The 15,011-nt window shown below is 55.3% G+C and carries 13 protein-coding genes; 2 read left to right on the forward strand and 11 right to left on the reverse strand.

What is annotated here, in order from left to right; translation table 11 throughout:
• The first annotated feature begins 635 nt into the window (after positions 1-635).
• Positions 636-2,039: a transposase gene (locus NST84_RS24745; RefSeq protein WP_342562755.1), complete on the forward strand. Its 1,404-nt coding sequence runs from the start codon at positions 636-638 to the stop codon at positions 2,037-2,039.
• A gap of 425 nt (positions 2,040-2,464) precedes the next feature.
• Here NST84_RS24745 and NST84_RS24750 read toward each other — a convergent pair whose 3' ends face one another.
• Complete coding sequence (locus tag NST84_RS24750) at positions 2,465-3,526, reverse strand: YhcN/YlaJ family sporulation lipoprotein (protein WP_342562756.1); 1,062 nt, start codon at positions 3,524-3,526, stop codon at positions 2,465-2,467.
• Positions 3,527-3,708: 182 nt separating this feature from the next.
• On the opposite strand from NST84_RS24750, the gene NST84_RS24755 reads away from it, so the two are divergent.
• Positions 3,709-4,779 carry a glycosyltransferase family 4 protein gene (locus tag NST84_RS24755; protein WP_342562757.1) on the forward strand — a complete coding sequence of 357 codons (1,071 nt, stop codon included), beginning with the start codon at positions 3,709-3,711 and terminating at the stop codon, positions 4,777-4,779.
• A gap of 78 nt (positions 4,780-4,857) precedes the next feature.
• On the opposite strand, the gene NST84_RS24760 is transcribed toward NST84_RS24755, so the two are convergent.
• The 10 genes from NST84_RS24760 to NST84_RS24805 all read right to left on the reverse strand — a co-directional run bounded on the left by NST84_RS24760 (position 4,858) and on the right by NST84_RS24805 (position 15,003).
• On the reverse strand, positions 4,858-5,904 hold the full coding sequence (locus tag NST84_RS24760; protein WP_342562758.1) for a glycosyltransferase family 4 protein: 1,047 nt from the start codon (positions 5,902-5,904) through the stop codon (positions 4,858-4,860).
• Positions 5,901-6,623 carry a glycosyltransferase gene (locus NST84_RS24765; protein ID WP_342562759.1) on the reverse strand — a complete coding sequence of 241 codons (723 nt, stop codon included), beginning with the start codon at positions 6,621-6,623 and terminating at the stop codon, positions 5,901-5,903. Before NST84_RS24765 ends, NST84_RS24760 begins: the two co-directional genes overlap by 4 nt.
• Before the next feature lie 27 nt (positions 6,624-6,650).
• Positions 6,651-7,226 (reverse strand): class I SAM-dependent methyltransferase, encoded by a 576-nt coding sequence (locus tag NST84_RS24770; protein ID WP_342562760.1) that lies wholly within the window; start codon positions 7,224-7,226, stop codon positions 6,651-6,653.
• A gap of 41 nt (positions 7,227-7,267) precedes the next feature.
• Positions 7,268-7,987, reverse strand: a complete 720-nt coding sequence (locus NST84_RS24775) for a glycosyltransferase (RefSeq protein WP_342562761.1) — start codon at positions 7,985-7,987, stop codon at positions 7,268-7,270.
• Positions 7,984-8,946, reverse strand: coding sequence for an NAD(P)-dependent oxidoreductase (locus tag NST84_RS24780; RefSeq protein ID WP_342562762.1), 963 nt, complete (start codon positions 8,944-8,946; stop codon positions 7,984-7,986). The genes NST84_RS24775 and NST84_RS24780 overlap by 4 nt, the downstream gene beginning before the upstream one ends.
• On the reverse strand, positions 8,943-9,782 hold the full coding sequence (locus tag NST84_RS24785; protein WP_342562763.1) for an SDR family oxidoreductase: 840 nt from the start codon (positions 9,780-9,782) through the stop codon (positions 8,943-8,945). Before NST84_RS24785 ends, NST84_RS24780 begins: the two co-directional genes overlap by 4 nt.
• Positions 9,779-10,765, reverse strand: a complete 987-nt coding sequence (locus NST84_RS24790) for a polysaccharide biosynthesis protein (RefSeq protein WP_342562764.1) — start codon at positions 10,763-10,765, stop codon at positions 9,779-9,781. The genes NST84_RS24785 and NST84_RS24790 overlap by 4 nt, the downstream gene beginning before the upstream one ends.
• Positions 10,758-11,849: a UDP-N-acetylglucosamine 2-epimerase (non-hydrolyzing) gene (gene wecB, locus NST84_RS24795; RefSeq protein ID WP_342562765.1), complete on the reverse strand. Its 1,092-nt coding sequence runs from the start codon at positions 11,847-11,849 to the stop codon at positions 10,758-10,760. The genes NST84_RS24790 and wecB overlap by 8 nt, the downstream gene beginning before the upstream one ends.
• A gap of 218 nt (positions 11,850-12,067) precedes the next feature.
• Positions 12,068-13,543, reverse strand: coding sequence for a glycosyltransferase family 4 protein (locus NST84_RS24800; RefSeq protein WP_342562766.1), 1,476 nt, complete (start codon positions 13,541-13,543; stop codon positions 12,068-12,070).
• A 326-nt stretch (positions 13,544-13,869) separates the two neighbouring features.
• Positions 13,870-15,003 carry a glycosyltransferase gene (locus NST84_RS24805; RefSeq protein WP_342562767.1) on the reverse strand — a complete coding sequence of 378 codons (1,134 nt, stop codon included), beginning with the start codon at positions 15,001-15,003 and terminating at the stop codon, positions 13,870-13,872.
• Positions 15,004-15,011: the final 8 nt, after the last annotated feature.

The raw sequence follows: 15,011 nt of genomic DNA on the forward strand, positions 1-15,011 counted from the left end.
CCGCTTTCCGGCTCAGACGCGAATAGACATTGCCGGCCTCAGTTATACTATTTTATGCGACAGCGTAACAAGTTACTCACCCGTTACTTCCGGTGCTGCAGCGCTGCAAGCTACTCAACCCAACACATTTGGTGCTGCAGCGCAACAGTTTTCTCCATCGTCACTTTCGATGCTCCAACGTTACATGCTAATCATCCGACACACTTTGTACTGTAGCGCAAGAAACTACGCTATCGTCAATTTCGATGCCGTAGCGCAACAAGCTCCACCGTCACTTTAACTGCACTTTATACAACTAAAATGCTCACTTTTCCTTCTCATTTCCTTTTAACTGTATTCTGTACACTTAAAAAAAAGGGGGAGCTCATTGGGATGTTTACTGCTGTTTTAGTTGCACAAACTGCGCTTAAAAAGCAAAAATGCTAATTTTCAAGCCTTTTAGTTGTATAAAGGAGACAATTTCATAATTCAAAACCCTTGCTACGCCTGGTTTTTTTGAGTATAGAAAAAGGAGTACCTCCCCAAGTTCTCGAAGTTATAGGCGACCAAACCGACACCCGAGAACAAAAAAAGGAGGTAATCCCTATCTACTCTATTCGACAAGAAGAGCTGTTTCCTTCGAGGAATTGCTCCAAATGCGCCCGGAAGATAAATATAGTCAAATCTTTGAACACTTAAACCTGGCTCCGGTCCTTCACGTACTCCGGAAAAAGAACCATCGTGGACGGCCACAGGAGCTAAACCTCCCTGCCATGATCTACTCGCTGCTCATCTCAAAAATGGAGGGCATTGAGTTTGTTTCTTCTCTGGTTAGACGCCTTAAGCACAGCGAGGAATTTCGGGTGCAGTGCCGGTTTACCGGCTCAAACCCTATTCCGAGCAAGGCTTCATACTCCCGTCTAATTTCTGCGCTTGAGCAAACGGGAATGCTTGAGCAACTGCAGGATAGCTTGGTGCTGTCTGCCATGGAAGAAGGCTTTATTACGGGCACGCACCTTGCCGTTGATTCCTCCATTGTTGAGGCTTGGGATTGCCAATTCAGTGAATCTGCGTCGAAACGCCGAGCGGCCCGCCGTACCAAAAAGCCAAGTGAAACGCCAGAAATTCAGCAACTGGAGTTCGAGAATGTCGAGCCAGAGCCTCAGCCAGCGAACGAACCGCTTAAAAAACCAGTCTACCGACGTGGGCGGGCTTCTGCGGAAGAAAAAGAGCGCCGGCGTCTAGAACGGGAAGCTTATGAAAAGACTCTAGCACCCTTTGAGAAAACGATTGAAGCGATGCTGCCTTACACCTATGACGAGCTCCTGAACACGATCCCCCGGCACGCTGCACGCTTTGACAAGAAAAATACGAAGGGCAGACTCACCAGTTATTACGGATTTAAGGCGAACGTACTGGTCGATGCGGATTCTCAGTATGTGCTAAGCGGTGTTTTTAGTTCGGCGAATCTGAATGACCAGCGGATGGCCGTCCTGCTTCTAAAGGGGCTACACCTGAAGTTTCCTGGGCTGAAGGTGAAGCATGTCTTGGGCGACAAAGGGTATGACAGTTCGGCCATTTACCAGTTGATTCATTCCTTAGGCGCTTTTCCTATTATTAAAATGATTCACCACAAAAAACCGCCCGAGGGGATGAACCAGGATTACACCCCTGTGTGCTCGCAGGGACACGCCTACCGTTACGACAGTTTCGATACCAAATACGAAACGCTGCGTTACACCAGGCCCAACCATTGCAAAGACTGTCCGTTTTCTGCATCCGGCTGCCAAAAAGTGTTTAAGATTCGAATCCAAACCGATTTGCGGAAGCACGCTTACCCAGCAAGAGGGAGCGAGAGCTTTAGGCAACTGTATAACAAACGAACGGCTGTAGAACGTGTTTTTGCCTACCTCAAAGAGTATTTTGGGATGAAGCGCACACGTCACCGCGGCGTCCGGGCAAGTGTCGATTTCCAGCTCAGCACATTGGCCTACAATTTGAGTAAGTTTGCGCTAGACAAGTTGAACAAGCAGTTGAGTAACTCCCAGCAAGTGGCCTAACTTTTTTAAAAAACAAACTCAGATTTTGGCCCAGTCTTGCTATCCAGCAAACTGAATTATGAAATTGACTCTAAAGTACACTTATCTCGGGTTGTGATATTAGGAAAATGAGGCTGGGTGCTGAAATGCCGGAGCTCTGGTTGAGTTGGTTAAATTCTGGTTGAATGGAGTTTTGGTTGAGTTCTGATGGAGTCCCGTTGGAGTTCTGCCGGAGTTTTGGTTGTGATGGTCGAGTTCTATTTGAGCTCTGGTTGAGTCTGGTTGAGTCTGGTCGAGCTCCGGTTGTGTTTCGCTATGCTGCAGGAGTGAACCCACACACTTCATATGTATCCGGCAGCGCTGCAGACTCCCTCCCTGCCCGCAGCGCTGCCGGTTAAAGCTTTGTCCCAGTTAGGCCTGTTACAGTCTAATAACCTGCTGCAGCCTTAATACCCGCTGCGCGTAGGGAAAATCCGCTCAACCATTGTGCCGAATTCTCTGGCAAAGCCCTTCAGCGGATGGCCTGCACGGGCCTCCTTGGCATAATAGTCTGCCCGTTCCACAAAGTCGGGATTGGCTGAGACGTAGACGTTTTTGATCGCCGGATTATGCTTTTTGACCTCGGCGGCGATCCGGTCCTTCATGTCGCCGGTTACATCATTGCTGGTGTTCATCCGGTAATTGTTATTTGGAGCGACACTGCGGATGCCGATCCCGCTGCCCAGGCTATCGTCAATATCCTGCTTCATCCGGGTTCCATCTGTATAATTACTGCCCGACAGGACCCCGTTTCCGCCATTCCCGGGGTAAGCTTGCGGGTCAGTCATGCCCGTTCCTCCGGTTGTTCCTGTCCCGGTCAGGCTTTTTGGCACTCCGGCCGTGGAGCCGCCCATACCTGTAACGCCCGGTGTGCCGGTTACACTCCCCCGTCCGCCGGTTATTGCACCGTTATTACCCATACTTGCTCCGTCGGCTATGTTCCCGCCGCCCATACCTGCTCCGCCCGTCATGTTCCCTATACTTCCTGCGCCACCGGCTATGTTCCCGCCGTCCATGCCCGCTCCGCCTATTGTATTCCCTGTGCCGCCAGCTCCGCCTGTCATATTTCCATTATTCATCCCGCCGGTGCGCGGCAGGATACCGGAAATATTGCCGCCGTCGTAGCTGTAAGAACGATAATTGCGGGTACCGATATTACGCGGCTTGCCGTTAGTGTCATCAAGCTTCACGGCAACATAGGCGCTTTTTCCAACCAGCAGGACATTGGCCGAGCTTACCTCCGGCATTGCCGTTACGCGATCGGCAAGAGCCTGGCTCGTCTCCATTTTGTCATAGGTATTGCCGCGTACGGCATTTGTCTGAATCCGGCCGCCGTTATTGCCTTTGACACTGTTTGTATGCACATTGTTACTGTCTGCGGCATGATTCGCTCCGCAGCCGGTAAGACTGACCATTCCCAGCAGCAGAGCCGTTGAAACTACTGACGCGCTGAATTTTGAACGTAACATATTTATCCTCCGCCTCTTCAATATGATGTATGAAGCATAGCAAGGCTTAGCTTGACCCGCGGCAGACCGCACTATCCTGAAAGGATTTGCCACGTGCTGCCCGCATGCTGTCACAAGCCGGGTAACCTTCGCGTATCCTATAGACAGTAGGGCTCCGCAAGGTGAACTCAGGAGGGTTGAGCATGAAGGTATTATTTACATTTTATGTACCCAGCGGCGGGGTGGAGACTCTAAACAAGCTGCGGTGCGAAAGTCTGCAGCGTGAAGGCATTGAATGCCATGTTCTATATCTCATGCCGGGTTCCGCGCAGCAGATCCAGAACAAATTTCCGGTATTCATTACTTCCGGTGATGAGGAAATCCTCACACTGCTCGAAAGAGAGCGATACGATGCGATCATTGTAACCTCTGATTATCTGCTGCTGGAACGCCTGCGCCGGCTCGGTTTCGGCGGTATTTTGATCTATGAGTCCCAAGGGCTTGGCAAACGCGAAGATGCGAAGGATATGATTATAGACGCCGTACCCTATTTGCGTTCTTATTGCAATTCCGTGCTGATTCCGCCCACCGATCATCTGGTGGAATTATTTATTTCCATCTGCCCCTGGCTGCACCGCTATATCATTCCCAACATCGTAGATCTCCAGTCTTTCTGCTTTATTCCCGGCGAGATCCCGCATGATCCTGTCATCGCGTGGGTGGGAAGACTTGAGAACAACAAGAACTGGCGCGAGTATCTCCAGATTGCCAAGGAAATCCGCAACAGCAAGCCGAATCTGCATCTCTGGATGTTCCATGATCCGCAGCTGGCCAGCGAGGAGCAGAAACAGCTTTTTAATGAAGAATTGCACAGGCTGGGGTTAAACGACAGGCTGGTGGTCTTCACAAATATCCCGAATCACGTTATGCCAATATACTACTCTTCCATAGCTGTTTCCGGAGGGTTTCTGCTGTCCACTTCGGTAACAGAAGGATTCGGATATGCCGTAGCGGAAGCAGTCTGTTGCACCTGTCCCGTACTTAGCACCGATTCTGACGGTGTCCGCTCTTTTATCGTCCATAATTACTCCGGGAAGTTCTACCCGCTGGGTAATGTCGGATCGGCTGTACAGGAAGGCCTGGAGCTGATGAACAACCTGGAGCTGCGGGACAGCATCCGTATCCATGGCAGAGCCCATATGGAAGCCCGTTTCGGCTCGGAGCGGTATGCGCAGTCTTTCCGTGAGATGCTGAACTCCTTTTCCATTTTTTAGCCGCATGGAGCCAAGCAAAAGAACCCTCAGTCCCCGGTACCAGCACCGGAGCTGAAGGTTCTTTTTATTATCAGGACTCTATACTCCGCCTTGCTTCGCCACAATATCAAACAGCTCACCCTGAAAAATCTTCATGCTCCGCTCCCAGGTGAACCGCCGGGAATCACTCTCCCCTTTGACGGCAAGGCGCTCACGCAGCTCCTTATCCCGGATCAGGGTGACGATATCCTGTGCCAGCCTGTTCTCAAACCGGTAGGACATCAGGCAGTTATGCCCATGTACGCCGTATTCCAGATTCCCTCCGGAATAGACCGTAGCCAGTGCCGCCCCGCAGCGCATCGCCTCAAGTCCGGGCAGCGAGCCGGTATCGAACGTGCTGGAGCTGACAAAAATGTCGCTTTCATTATAATGGTAGCACAGCTCAATATCATTGGAGGGTGTACGCGTCTGGTAACGGGAATCGGCGAGGATCGCCTTCAGTGCAGGTGAATCAGCATACTCCCCGGGCGGTGTAATGAGATAGATCTGGACCTCGGGATGCAGCTCTTTTACCGTGTTAAGCTCCTGCAGCAGATATTCCTGCTCCCGGTGCCCGGAGAATCCCCCTTCCGGCTTGCGCAGGATCGCGGACACTACAAGACTTCTGCCCGGCACCCCGCGGAGATGCATATTGTGAAAATCCCCGTTCACGCCAACCGGTACAATCCTCCCTTTAATGCCATGGTTGATCCGGACAATCTCCTGCTGCCAGCGCGAGAGCACCATCAGGTTGCGGGTAATGCTGTAGGAGGCAAACGACTGGTTATTATCCGGCAAAAAAGTCGGTTCATAGCAGAGGGCAAGCCTGACATGTATGCCTTTTCCCTGCTCACTGGCCCTCTGGGCTGCCAGCACCGTTGTATAGTAGTTGGAAACAATGACATCCCCGTATGGAAAATCATGCTCTGTCAGGGTAGCCGCCGGCGAGTGGATCACCTGGCAGAACATCTCGTATTCTACGGTGCCTCCCGCGGGCATCAGCACGACCACATCATGACCTGTGCTGCTAAGGCGGTTGGCCAGCTCAGCCAGCATCCGCTGCGCGCCTCCCCTGGACAGGGTCAGAACCGGAAATATCAACCTCATGGCCATCCCTCCTTTTTGAGCAGCTGGGCAAGAATCTTGTTATGCTTGGCCTGTACCATCTTAATTTCCCTGCTCTGCGCCTCGTTGTGAATAACAGAGCCCATCGCCTGATGCACCCGGTAATCCAGCAGCGGCTCTTCAATATAGGACCAGCTGTAATGCGGCAGCATCCGCATCCACAGCTCATAGTCCTGGGTATAGAGAAAGTTTTCATTAAATAGTCCGACTGCCCGGAAAATATCCATACTGAGCAAAACAGAGCTGCCATTAACCGGACAGCCCGTCATCATCGTTCGAATCAGCTCAAGTCTGCCGGGAAACGGAACACTGATGACGCCGGATACCCGCTCTCCCTGTTCATTAATGTAGTAGTAGGCAGTATGGTTAAAAAGAGTTCCCGTGCTGCGCATCTCCTGCAGCTGGCGCTCAATTTTGTGCGGATGAAACCGGTCATCCGCGCTTAGCCAGGCAAAATAGGCTCCGCTGGCTGCCTCGATCCCCATATTGAGCGCAGAGCCGGTGCCGCCGTTTGCTTTGCGGAGATAGACGATTCGGTCCCTGTAGGGGGCAAGCTTTTCGGTATACAGGGAAGATCCGTCGTCAACCACAATCAGCTCAATATCAGGATAACTCTGGGCCAGCACGCTTTCTATCGCCTCATCAATGTAAGGACAATTATAAAAGGGGATTACCACCGACACCCTGGAACTCTGGTTCATACGCTCACCTCCTTCCCGAAATATGGTTTAGACCGTCTTGCAGGCGAGCAGCGCATCCAGCGGTGCATGATCCATCCCAAAGGCTTCCTGAAAAGCGGGATTCTCCGCATGGTGATATCCTTTCAGCACAGTTACTGAGTAACCGAGCTGCATGAAGTCCTCCGGCTCCCAGCCGCTGCGGTGTCTTTGGTAATACTCACCCTGCAGATGAAAATGATCCGTCCCTTCCTGCGGAAAAAACCCGCGCGGCGTAAACACCACTACACGGTTAGAGGCAATGATCTCCGCCTTTCTGAGCAGCTCTTCCCCTTCGTCCATTGTAAAATGCTCCAGGGAATCAATCAGTGTGACCGCCGAAAAGGTTCCCGGCAGAAACAGCTTGTCGATGTGGCTGGCATTGGCATTAACCGGAATAATACAGGGCGACGTATATTTGCGGTTCAGCAGATAAGGCCGGTGAATATCCAGGCCGACGATCACAGCAGCTTCATAGCGTTCAAGCAGTGCACCGGTTCCGCTGCCGACATCCAGAATGCTGTCGGAAAATTTCAGCTGCTCCAGCAGGACCGGCAGGAAATCCTTTACTTGAATTTCCCGGTACATACGCTTCCCTCCCCATTATGTTCTTGGCGCGGCTGCGCGGCCTAGCCCCCCATAGAGGCAATCAGTCCGCGCAGCTGGCCGTTATATCGGGCATTGGTCGCCGCAGCCTCTGCCATAATGACATCATAATGCTTCAGCGTTCCCATCCCGCTGTGCCGCCGGTAGGCTGTTAAGGGCTGGTTAAGCATAACCGGCGGGTAGCCGTTCAGAATCGCCCGGTACCACAGATCGTAATCATGCGTGTAGGGCAAAGATTCATTGAACAAGCCGATTGCACCGAATACCTCACGTTTGAACATAACCGTACAGCCGTTGATGGGATTGCCGTGCAGGAAGCACCGCAAATATTCCAGCTGGTTCGGAAATACGGGCGAGGCGTTCATTTCCGTCAAATGGGATTCGCCGTTAATATAGTGGAAGTTGGTATAGGAGATTAGCAGGCCGTGCTGTTCCATGAACAGTACCTGATTATTGATCTTGTCATGGTAAAACATATCGTCTGAGCTGAGCCAGGCGATATAATCACCGGTAGCATGCAGAATCGCATGATTCAGGGCAGAGGCCGTTCCCCCGTTGGCTTTACCCAGATAATGAATTTTGTGCAGATAGGGCGCAATCCGCTCGGTGTGAGCATAAGAACCGTCATCAACTACGATAATCTCATAAGGCTGCCAGGATTGCGATAAGGCGCTTTGCAGCGCCTGCTCGATATAAGGGCAATTATAGAACGGTATAATTACCGAAACCTTCGGTCGATTCATGACAACCTTCCTTCCCTGCCGGAGCGGCAATAGTCCACAATCTCTTTCAGCGACTGCTCAAGGCTGATTTCCGGCTTCCAGCCGAGTGCTGCAGCATTCTCCACTGCTTCGTCTGCAGCATCCGCTTGCGCAGCCCCTGCCGGTTCCGGCGCCTGTCCGGGGGCTTCCGGTCCCCAGTCCATCCGCACTGGGGCTTTCGCATGGGCCAGCAGCTTCGCGGAGATATCACCTAATGTCCGCTGTGTTCCGGAGTCGATCCGGTAGACTGTTCCTTCCGAACCAAAGCGGAGAATAGAATCGTAAGCCCGCACGGCATCGCGCACATCCAGAAAGTCGCGCAGTGCCTGCCGTGAGGAGAGCCGGAAGGCCTGCGGCGCATCAGCCCCGCCGGCTGCTGCTGCTTCACTTTCCACAATATGCTGTGCCAGCAGGGAGCAGAAGCCGGTGGAGGGGCCGGGGCCAATCAGGTTGCAGGGCTCTGCCAGCAGAACCGGCTGTTTGAACAGGGTCCCCCAGGCGAGGGATACCAGCTCCTCCAGTGTTTTGCTGAGGCTGTAGGGATGGGGCGGACCGGCGGCGGTTCCCGGCTGGTACTTCAGCCGGGAGCCTGCAACCAGAATCCGTCCTGCCGGGCGTGCCCGGAGTGCTTCCAGCAGATACAGTGTCGCCATCACGTTCGTCTCCATGTAGAGCAGCGGGTCCTGCCATGATTCCGGGACAGAGTTGCGGCCGGCCAGATGCAGCACCTCATCCGGCTCTGCCTCGGCAACCATCGCCGCCACAGCCCGGCGGTCGCTCAGGTCACAGACCTGCTGCTTCACTCCTTCCGGCCAGTTGACCCCGGCGGACGGACGGCGTACCACAGCGGTAACCTCTGCTCCGGCGGCGTGGAAGTAACGGACAGCATGCGCACCGGTAAAACCCGCGGCTCCGGTGATCAGCAGCCTCCGCGCCTTCATGTGTACATCGCGGACTGGTTCATCCAGTCAGCCAGTTCTTGGAGCATTACAGGATATGCAGGCAATTCAAAATGAACATCAGCTCTTGTACTCACGAGTGTGCGGTCCTGAACATGAACGGAATCCGGAATGATTTCTACATCGTTTTTATCGAAGGCTTGCTGCATATGGCGCAGCAGCTCATATTTGCTAAGCGGCTGCGGGTGGGCCAGATGAATCAGGCCGGACACCGGCGAATCCAGCATCCGCTCTACCGCTTTGGCCAGCTCCAGTGTCGTAACCCCGTTCCACATCACCCGCTCATAGCCGGACACCGGCCCCTTCTGGGCCAGAAACCATTCCATCAGCCCGATGCCGCCGCTGCGGATCTCCGGACCGATGATCGAGGTGCGGATGGTCAGATGGCCGGGGGCGCGGACTTCACCGAGGCTCTTGGTGATGGCATAGACCGAGGTGCCGTCGGCAGCATCCTCTTCCGTGTAACCGCCGCGTGTCCCCTCGAACACGCAGTCGGTGCTGATATGAATCAGCCGGGCACCCGCAGCATCTGCAGCCCGGCGCAGCCGGTGCGGCAGAAAGCCGTTCACATGATAGGCCGTAACCCGGTCAAGCTCGGCAAAATGATTAAGGACACCCATTGCATTAATAATGCAATGGGGTGATACGATTTCAACCAGCTTCTCAACACCGGCAATATCGTCGGCATCGACATACAGCCCGCCAAGATCACTCTTATCCCGGGTTGTATGGAAGACATGATGTGTGCCCTGGCGGCGAAAATACGCCGCCAGCATATGACCCGCCATACCGTTTCCGCCGAGGATAAGCAGCTTCATTGCAGGAACCCTCCCCGGATCAGAATATCCTTGATCTCCTCCTGATCCATCAGGTTATTCTCCGAGCTGAAGCTGTTGAAGGAGACATGCGGATAGCTCTTGTAGTGGGCCTTCAGCTCCGGCATATCCAGCGTCGGAAGAATCACCAGGTACTGCTCATCGTAGACAACGGTCGTCAGGCTCTCGAAATCACTCATCAGAATTTCATGGATCTTTTCACCCGGCCGGATGCCTGCCTCGATGATGCTGACATCACTTCTGCCGGAGGCTTCAATCAGCACCTCAGCCAGATCAACAATCTTGCAGGTCGGCATGGTCATGACGAAGATTTCGCCGCCGAGGCTGACTTCAGACGCTTTGAACAGCAGGGTGATGGCATCGCGCAGGGTGAAGAAGAACCGGGTCATATTCATATCGGTAATCCGGACCTGGCCTTTATCCCGGATCTGCTTCATGAACAGGTGAACGACACTGCCGTTCGTTCCCAGCACGTTGCCGCCGCGTACCGTTACGAACCGGGTGCGGGAGCCGAGCAGATTGGCGTAGACGAACAGCTTTTCGCCGATGGCTTTGGTCATGCCGTAGAAGTTGGACGGATTGGCTGCTTTGTCTGTGGAGATGTAGATCGCTTTTTCCACATTGTTGGCGATGGCCGCTTCGATGACGTTCTGGGTACCGACCACGTTGGTTTTCAGCGCTTCATACGGCTGATCCTCGCAGACCGGAACATGCTTCAGCGCAGCCAGATGGAATACATAATCCACTCCGCGGCAGGCTGCAACCAGCGCTTCCTTGTCACGGATATCCCCGATTACGAAGCTGAGGCGGTTATCTTCAAATTCGCGGCTCATTGCCACCTGTGCAGATTCACTGCGGGAAAAAACGATGATCTCCTTGGGATTTTGCGGCAGCAGCTGCCGGATAAGCTCATGCCCCCAGGAACCGGTGCCGCCGGTGACCATAATCCGTTTATTATTAAACATGCAGGTTCCCTCCAAGCAAAAATTTAACTACCTTGGCCGAGACATCCGGGGTCAAATAGCCTTCCGGTGCCTCCCATTTCGGACTCAGCGACGTCATCAGCCGGACACTGCGCAGAATGCTGTTCTGCTCCACTCCCGACACTACATTGCTTCCGCAATCCACCGTCTCCGGACGTTCTGTCGTCCGGCGGATCGTTACGGTCGGCACTCCCATCAGGCAGCATTCCTCCTGTACAGTTCCGCTGTCGGTGATTGCACAGAGGGCATGCTGCTCCAGATGGACGAAATCAAAAAATCCGAAAGGCTCATGGAATTCTACCAGCGGGTTCATGGTCAGCGGGAACTGCTCTGTCAGCTTGGAACGGGTACGGGGATGGATGCTGCAGATCAGGCGGAGGCCAAACTGCTCAGCCACCAGGTTAAGGCCTGACATGATCTGCACCAGCGACTCAGGATCATCCACATTCTCCGCCCGGTGGGCTGTAACGAGGAAGTACTGGCCGGAGGTCAGTTCCAGGCGGGATAAAATATCGCTGCTGCTGATCTGCGTCTGATAGTGCGTAATCACTTCATGGATCGGGTTGCCGGTAAGCACGATACGCTGGCTCGGAAAACCCTCGCTGACCAGATGGCGTTTGCTCTGCTGTGTATATGGCATATTAATGGTGGAAACGGCGTCGATGACACGGCGGTTTTTCTCTTCGGGCACTTTCAGGTCGTAACAGCGGTTGCCCGCCTCCATGTGGACTACCGGAATGCCCATCCGCTCAGCGAGAATAGCGCACAGTGCGCTGTTCGTATCGCCAAGCAGCAGCACCCGGTCCGGCTGCTCCTTCAGCAGGATGCCTTCCAGGCTGCCGAACATGGCCGCCATCTGGCCGCCCAGTCCCGCCTGCTTATCCTGCAGCACATAGTCCGGTGCCCGCAGGCCAAGCTCTGCGAAGAACACCCCGCTGAGGCTGGCCGTGAAATTCTGGCCGGTATGCACCAGCACATGCCGTTCCGCATGCTTATCCAGCAGCGGTATGATGACGCTGAGCCGGATAATTTCGGGCCGTGTGCCCAAAATCGTCATGATCTTCATGGGTTCACTCCCTTTGATGTTGACCCTGCCTATGGTGGGCAGGGTGGTGTTAGGGTCTGAGTAAGGCAAGGCCCTCGGGTGGCTGCGAGGGACGCAGCCTCGCTAAAGCCACGGGCCTGCGAGGGGCGCGGCCTCGCTAAAGCCACAGGCCTGCGAGGGGCGCAGCCTCGCTAAAGGCACAAGCCTGCGAGGGGCGCAGCCTCGCTAAAGACACAGGCCTAGCGGCTGCGCTTCCGCCGCCCGGCCTTCCTGCCGCGGTGCCTGCGTCCGCGGCTGCTCTTCCGGCGCGCGCTGCCGCCCGCGCGCCGCTTGCGGCCCGGGCGCTTGCCGCGGCGCGCCCGGGTCTTGGCGCGGCTCAGCCTGCCGCGCCGGAGTTTCGCGCGCCGCAGCCGTGCTGCGCGGCGCGCCTTGGCCGGCGGCGGGGCTGTGCGCGCCGCCGGTTCGCTCCCGCCCGGTGCCTGCGGCACGGGCATGGCTGGGGTAGCGCCGCCGGGCTCAGGCGGCGCCAGGCAGTAGCGGAGCTGCCAGCGCTCCGCGAGGCCGAGCAGGCGCGCGCGGTAAGCCGCCGGTCCGTAGACGGCGTCGATACGCTCGCGCGCCTGACTGCCGGTGGCGGCGGCAAGGCCCGGCTCCGCCAGCAGGGCATTCACGCGCGCGGCGAGGGCACCGATGTCCGCCGCCGGGGCGAGCAGGCCGCCGCAGCCTGCGGCCTGCAGCACTTCGCACAAGCCGCCGGAGTCATAGGCAACAACCGGCTTGCCAAAAGCCATGCCTTCCAGCGCCGTCATGCCAAACCCCTCACGGATCAAGCTGGGAACCACCAGCAGATCCATGGCACAGTAAGCGGAGGGCAGTGAATCCTCGTACCCGTAAAATTTGAAGCGGGAGGTCAGCCCCTCCAGCTTCACCTTGCGTACACAGCGCTCGTAGTAGCTTTTATCTCCAGGAGTGCCGATGACCACATATTTCGCTTCGGGGTGCTGTTCGCTGACCAGAACAGCCATTTTCACAAAATGCTCCAGACCTTTTTCTTTATTAATGAAGGAAGAAATATAGCCGATCAGCAGCTCGCCAGGGGCAATCCGCAGCTCCCGCCGCCGTTCGCTGCGCAGTGTGCTCCAGGCCGCCATCAGCAGCTCCTGGTCATTCCAGGAAGGCGGAAGCTGTGTCACCTTGCTGTCGCGGATCTCCTGCGGGAAGCATGCCGCCGCCGTATGGGAGATTGCCAGGATCTCATCACTGTTCCTGTGGATCAGGTCCACGCTGATTCCGGTGTATTCGTTATCTGTAATCGTCTCGGAAATCTTCCACACTACCGGAATGCCCAGCGACTTCGCCGCCAGTGCCGGCAGGGCATGCACACAGGTGCTGGAAATAATGAACGCCGGCCGGAGCGCAGCAAGCCAGTCTTTCAGCTCCAGGTATTCGCGGCCCTCCTGAAATTTGCGGATATCCGCCTCAAGCCCGGCATACGGGGTATACATTCCGTAGACCAGCGGGATCGGAATTACCTGCACATTCAGGCCGGCCCTGCGGGCCTGCTGAGTCAGCTTGCCGTCTTGGGGTGCTACGAGAATACAATTGAAGTAACAGGACAGCTCGCGGGCGAAGAACAGCAGCAGCTTCTCTGCACCCGTGATGCTGCGGGTATTGGATACGTGGGAAAAGAGGACGATTGCAGCTTTGTCGGCCATGGTGTTTCGGCGCTCCCTGGCAAGGGGCCTCGAGCAGCCATTCACCTCCTTCAAAGTTTTACGAAGCATTGGCTGCAGAGCTTTTCTTCGCAGTAAAACTCGCTTCGAAAGCATACGCTTAGGTTTACGAAGCATCAGCTACAGGGCACTTCTTCGCAGTAAAACTCGCTTCGAAAGCATACGCTTAGGTTTAAACTTACCGTCCGCCGCAGAGGGCGGGTGCCAAGGTCCAGTACTCAGTATATTGAGGGGGAACAGATGCCGGCACGACACCTGTCCCCCGGTAAACGCACATTTTTATGGGGCATACTTCCGTGCAGCAGCGCTTATCCGTAGATGACAGTCAGCAGCTGATGCAGGCGCCGCGTGTAGGTGTGATCCTTCAGCGTCCGCTCAAAAGCACGCAGGGCCATGTTCCGGCGCTCCTCCTCGTGAGTCAGGTAATAACGGATTTTATCCATCATCTCCTGCGGGCTGGAGAACGTGTCGATCTCCTCACCTACCTTGTAGAAAGTGCCCATATCATCTCTGGCATCACTCAGCTGCAGGGTGCCGGCGGCGGCAATTTCGAAGGTGCGCGGATTCGGCGAGGCCGCCGGAATCAGCAGCGCATTGTTGTTGTCTTTTTCATCAACATGGGCACGGTGCAGGTTAATGACAATTTTGGAGCCGCTGTAGGTGACGGCCGTTTCCTGCGGAGTCATCCACTTGCCGATTTCAATCCGGTCCCCGTAGAGCGGGGCTTCGGGCAGACGGTCCCACCAGATCCCGTTAATGACGGTGTTGTAGCTCATCAGCTCAGGCATAATATCCCGGAAAAAATTGATCCGGTTCCAGTAAGCCGATCCAATAAAGCTGACGTCCCGCTGGATCGGTGAACGGCCGGTCGTCGGACGGTAGTGCTCCCGGTGGGCGGCAAACGGCAGGTAATGCACCTCCGGGCAGCCCAGGCCGCGGTATACCTCCACGCAATTGCGCTCCAGAGTGAACACGTAATCGTAGTGGGCAACGATTTTCATCGTAAAGTCGGTATAATACGGGTCATCTGTCAGCCAGATTGCCGTCTTGATGCCTCTGCCCCGCAGCTGGGTAATCTGCTCCAGCGGCAGCTCCATTCCGTCCAGTACGAGCACGAGATCCGGCCGCTGCACGGCTGCAAGCTCCGCCAGGTTCTGCCGCACATCCGATACCGTAACCTGGGTGGTCAGTCTCTGAAGAGCAAAGAGGACAGCGTCATCCAGCGGAGAATAGGGATAGCCTTTGCCGGAAGCCACATACATTACATGAAGATTCCGCACCGGAATCGGCTCCTCCGGCCGTCCGTCCAGGATCGCAAGCCGTCCGCGCAGGTAACCCTCGTCGTAGCCGGTCTTGAAGCCGGTCAGGCGTCCGCGCAGCTTTTCTTCCTCAGCCGGTGTCCGTGGCAGTGGCGGCGCGGGCATGATAAATTCGTTATTCATGAGTAATC

The organism is Paenibacillus sp. FSL R7-0345, assembly GCF_038595055.1.
Classification (GTDB): Bacteria; Bacillota; Bacilli; order Paenibacillales; family Paenibacillaceae; genus Paenibacillus_AQ.

Excerpts from the sequence above, each read along its gene's own strand:
- NST84_RS24745 (WP_342562755.1), top strand. The coding sequence starts at position 636 with ATGCGCCCGGAAGATAAATATAGTCAAATCTTTGAACACTTAAACCTG.
- NST84_RS24750 (WP_342562756.1), bottom strand. The coding sequence starts at position 3,526 with ATGTTACGTTCAAAATTCAGCGCGTCAGTAGTTTCAACGGCTCTGCTG.
- NST84_RS24755 (WP_342562757.1), top strand. The coding sequence starts at position 3,709 with ATGAAGGTATTATTTACATTTTATGTACCCAGCGGCGGGGTGGAGACT.
- NST84_RS24760 (WP_342562758.1), bottom strand. The coding sequence starts at position 5,904 with ATGAGGTTGATATTTCCGGTTCTGACCCTGTCCAGGGGAGGCGCGCAG.
- NST84_RS24765 (WP_342562759.1), bottom strand. The coding sequence starts at position 6,623 with ATGAACCAGAGTTCCAGGGTGTCGGTGGTAATCCCCTTTTATAATTGT.
- NST84_RS24770 (WP_342562760.1), bottom strand. The coding sequence starts at position 7,226 with ATGTACCGGGAAATTCAAGTAAAGGATTTCCTGCCGGTCCTGCTGGAG.
- NST84_RS24775 (WP_342562761.1), bottom strand. The coding sequence starts at position 7,987 with ATGAATCGACCGAAGGTTTCGGTAATTATACCGTTCTATAATTGCCCT.
- NST84_RS24780 (WP_342562762.1), bottom strand. The coding sequence starts at position 8,946 with ATGAAGGCGCGGAGGCTGCTGATCACCGGAGCCGCGGGTTTTACCGGT.
- NST84_RS24785 (WP_342562763.1), bottom strand. The coding sequence starts at position 9,782 with ATGAAGCTGCTTATCCTCGGCGGAAACGGTATGGCGGGTCATATGCTG.
- NST84_RS24790 (WP_342562764.1), bottom strand. The coding sequence starts at position 10,765 with ATGTTTAATAATAAACGGATTATGGTCACCGGCGGCACCGGTTCCTGG.
- wecB (WP_342562765.1), bottom strand. The coding sequence starts at position 11,849 with ATGAAGATCATGACGATTTTGGGCACACGGCCCGAAATTATCCGGCTC.
- NST84_RS24800 (WP_342562766.1), bottom strand. The coding sequence starts at position 13,543 with ATGGCCGACAAAGCTGCAATCGTCCTCTTTTCCCACGTATCCAATACC.
- NST84_RS24805 (WP_342562767.1), bottom strand. The coding sequence starts at position 15,003 with ATGAATAACGAATTTATCATGCCCGCGCCGCCACTGCCACGGACACCG.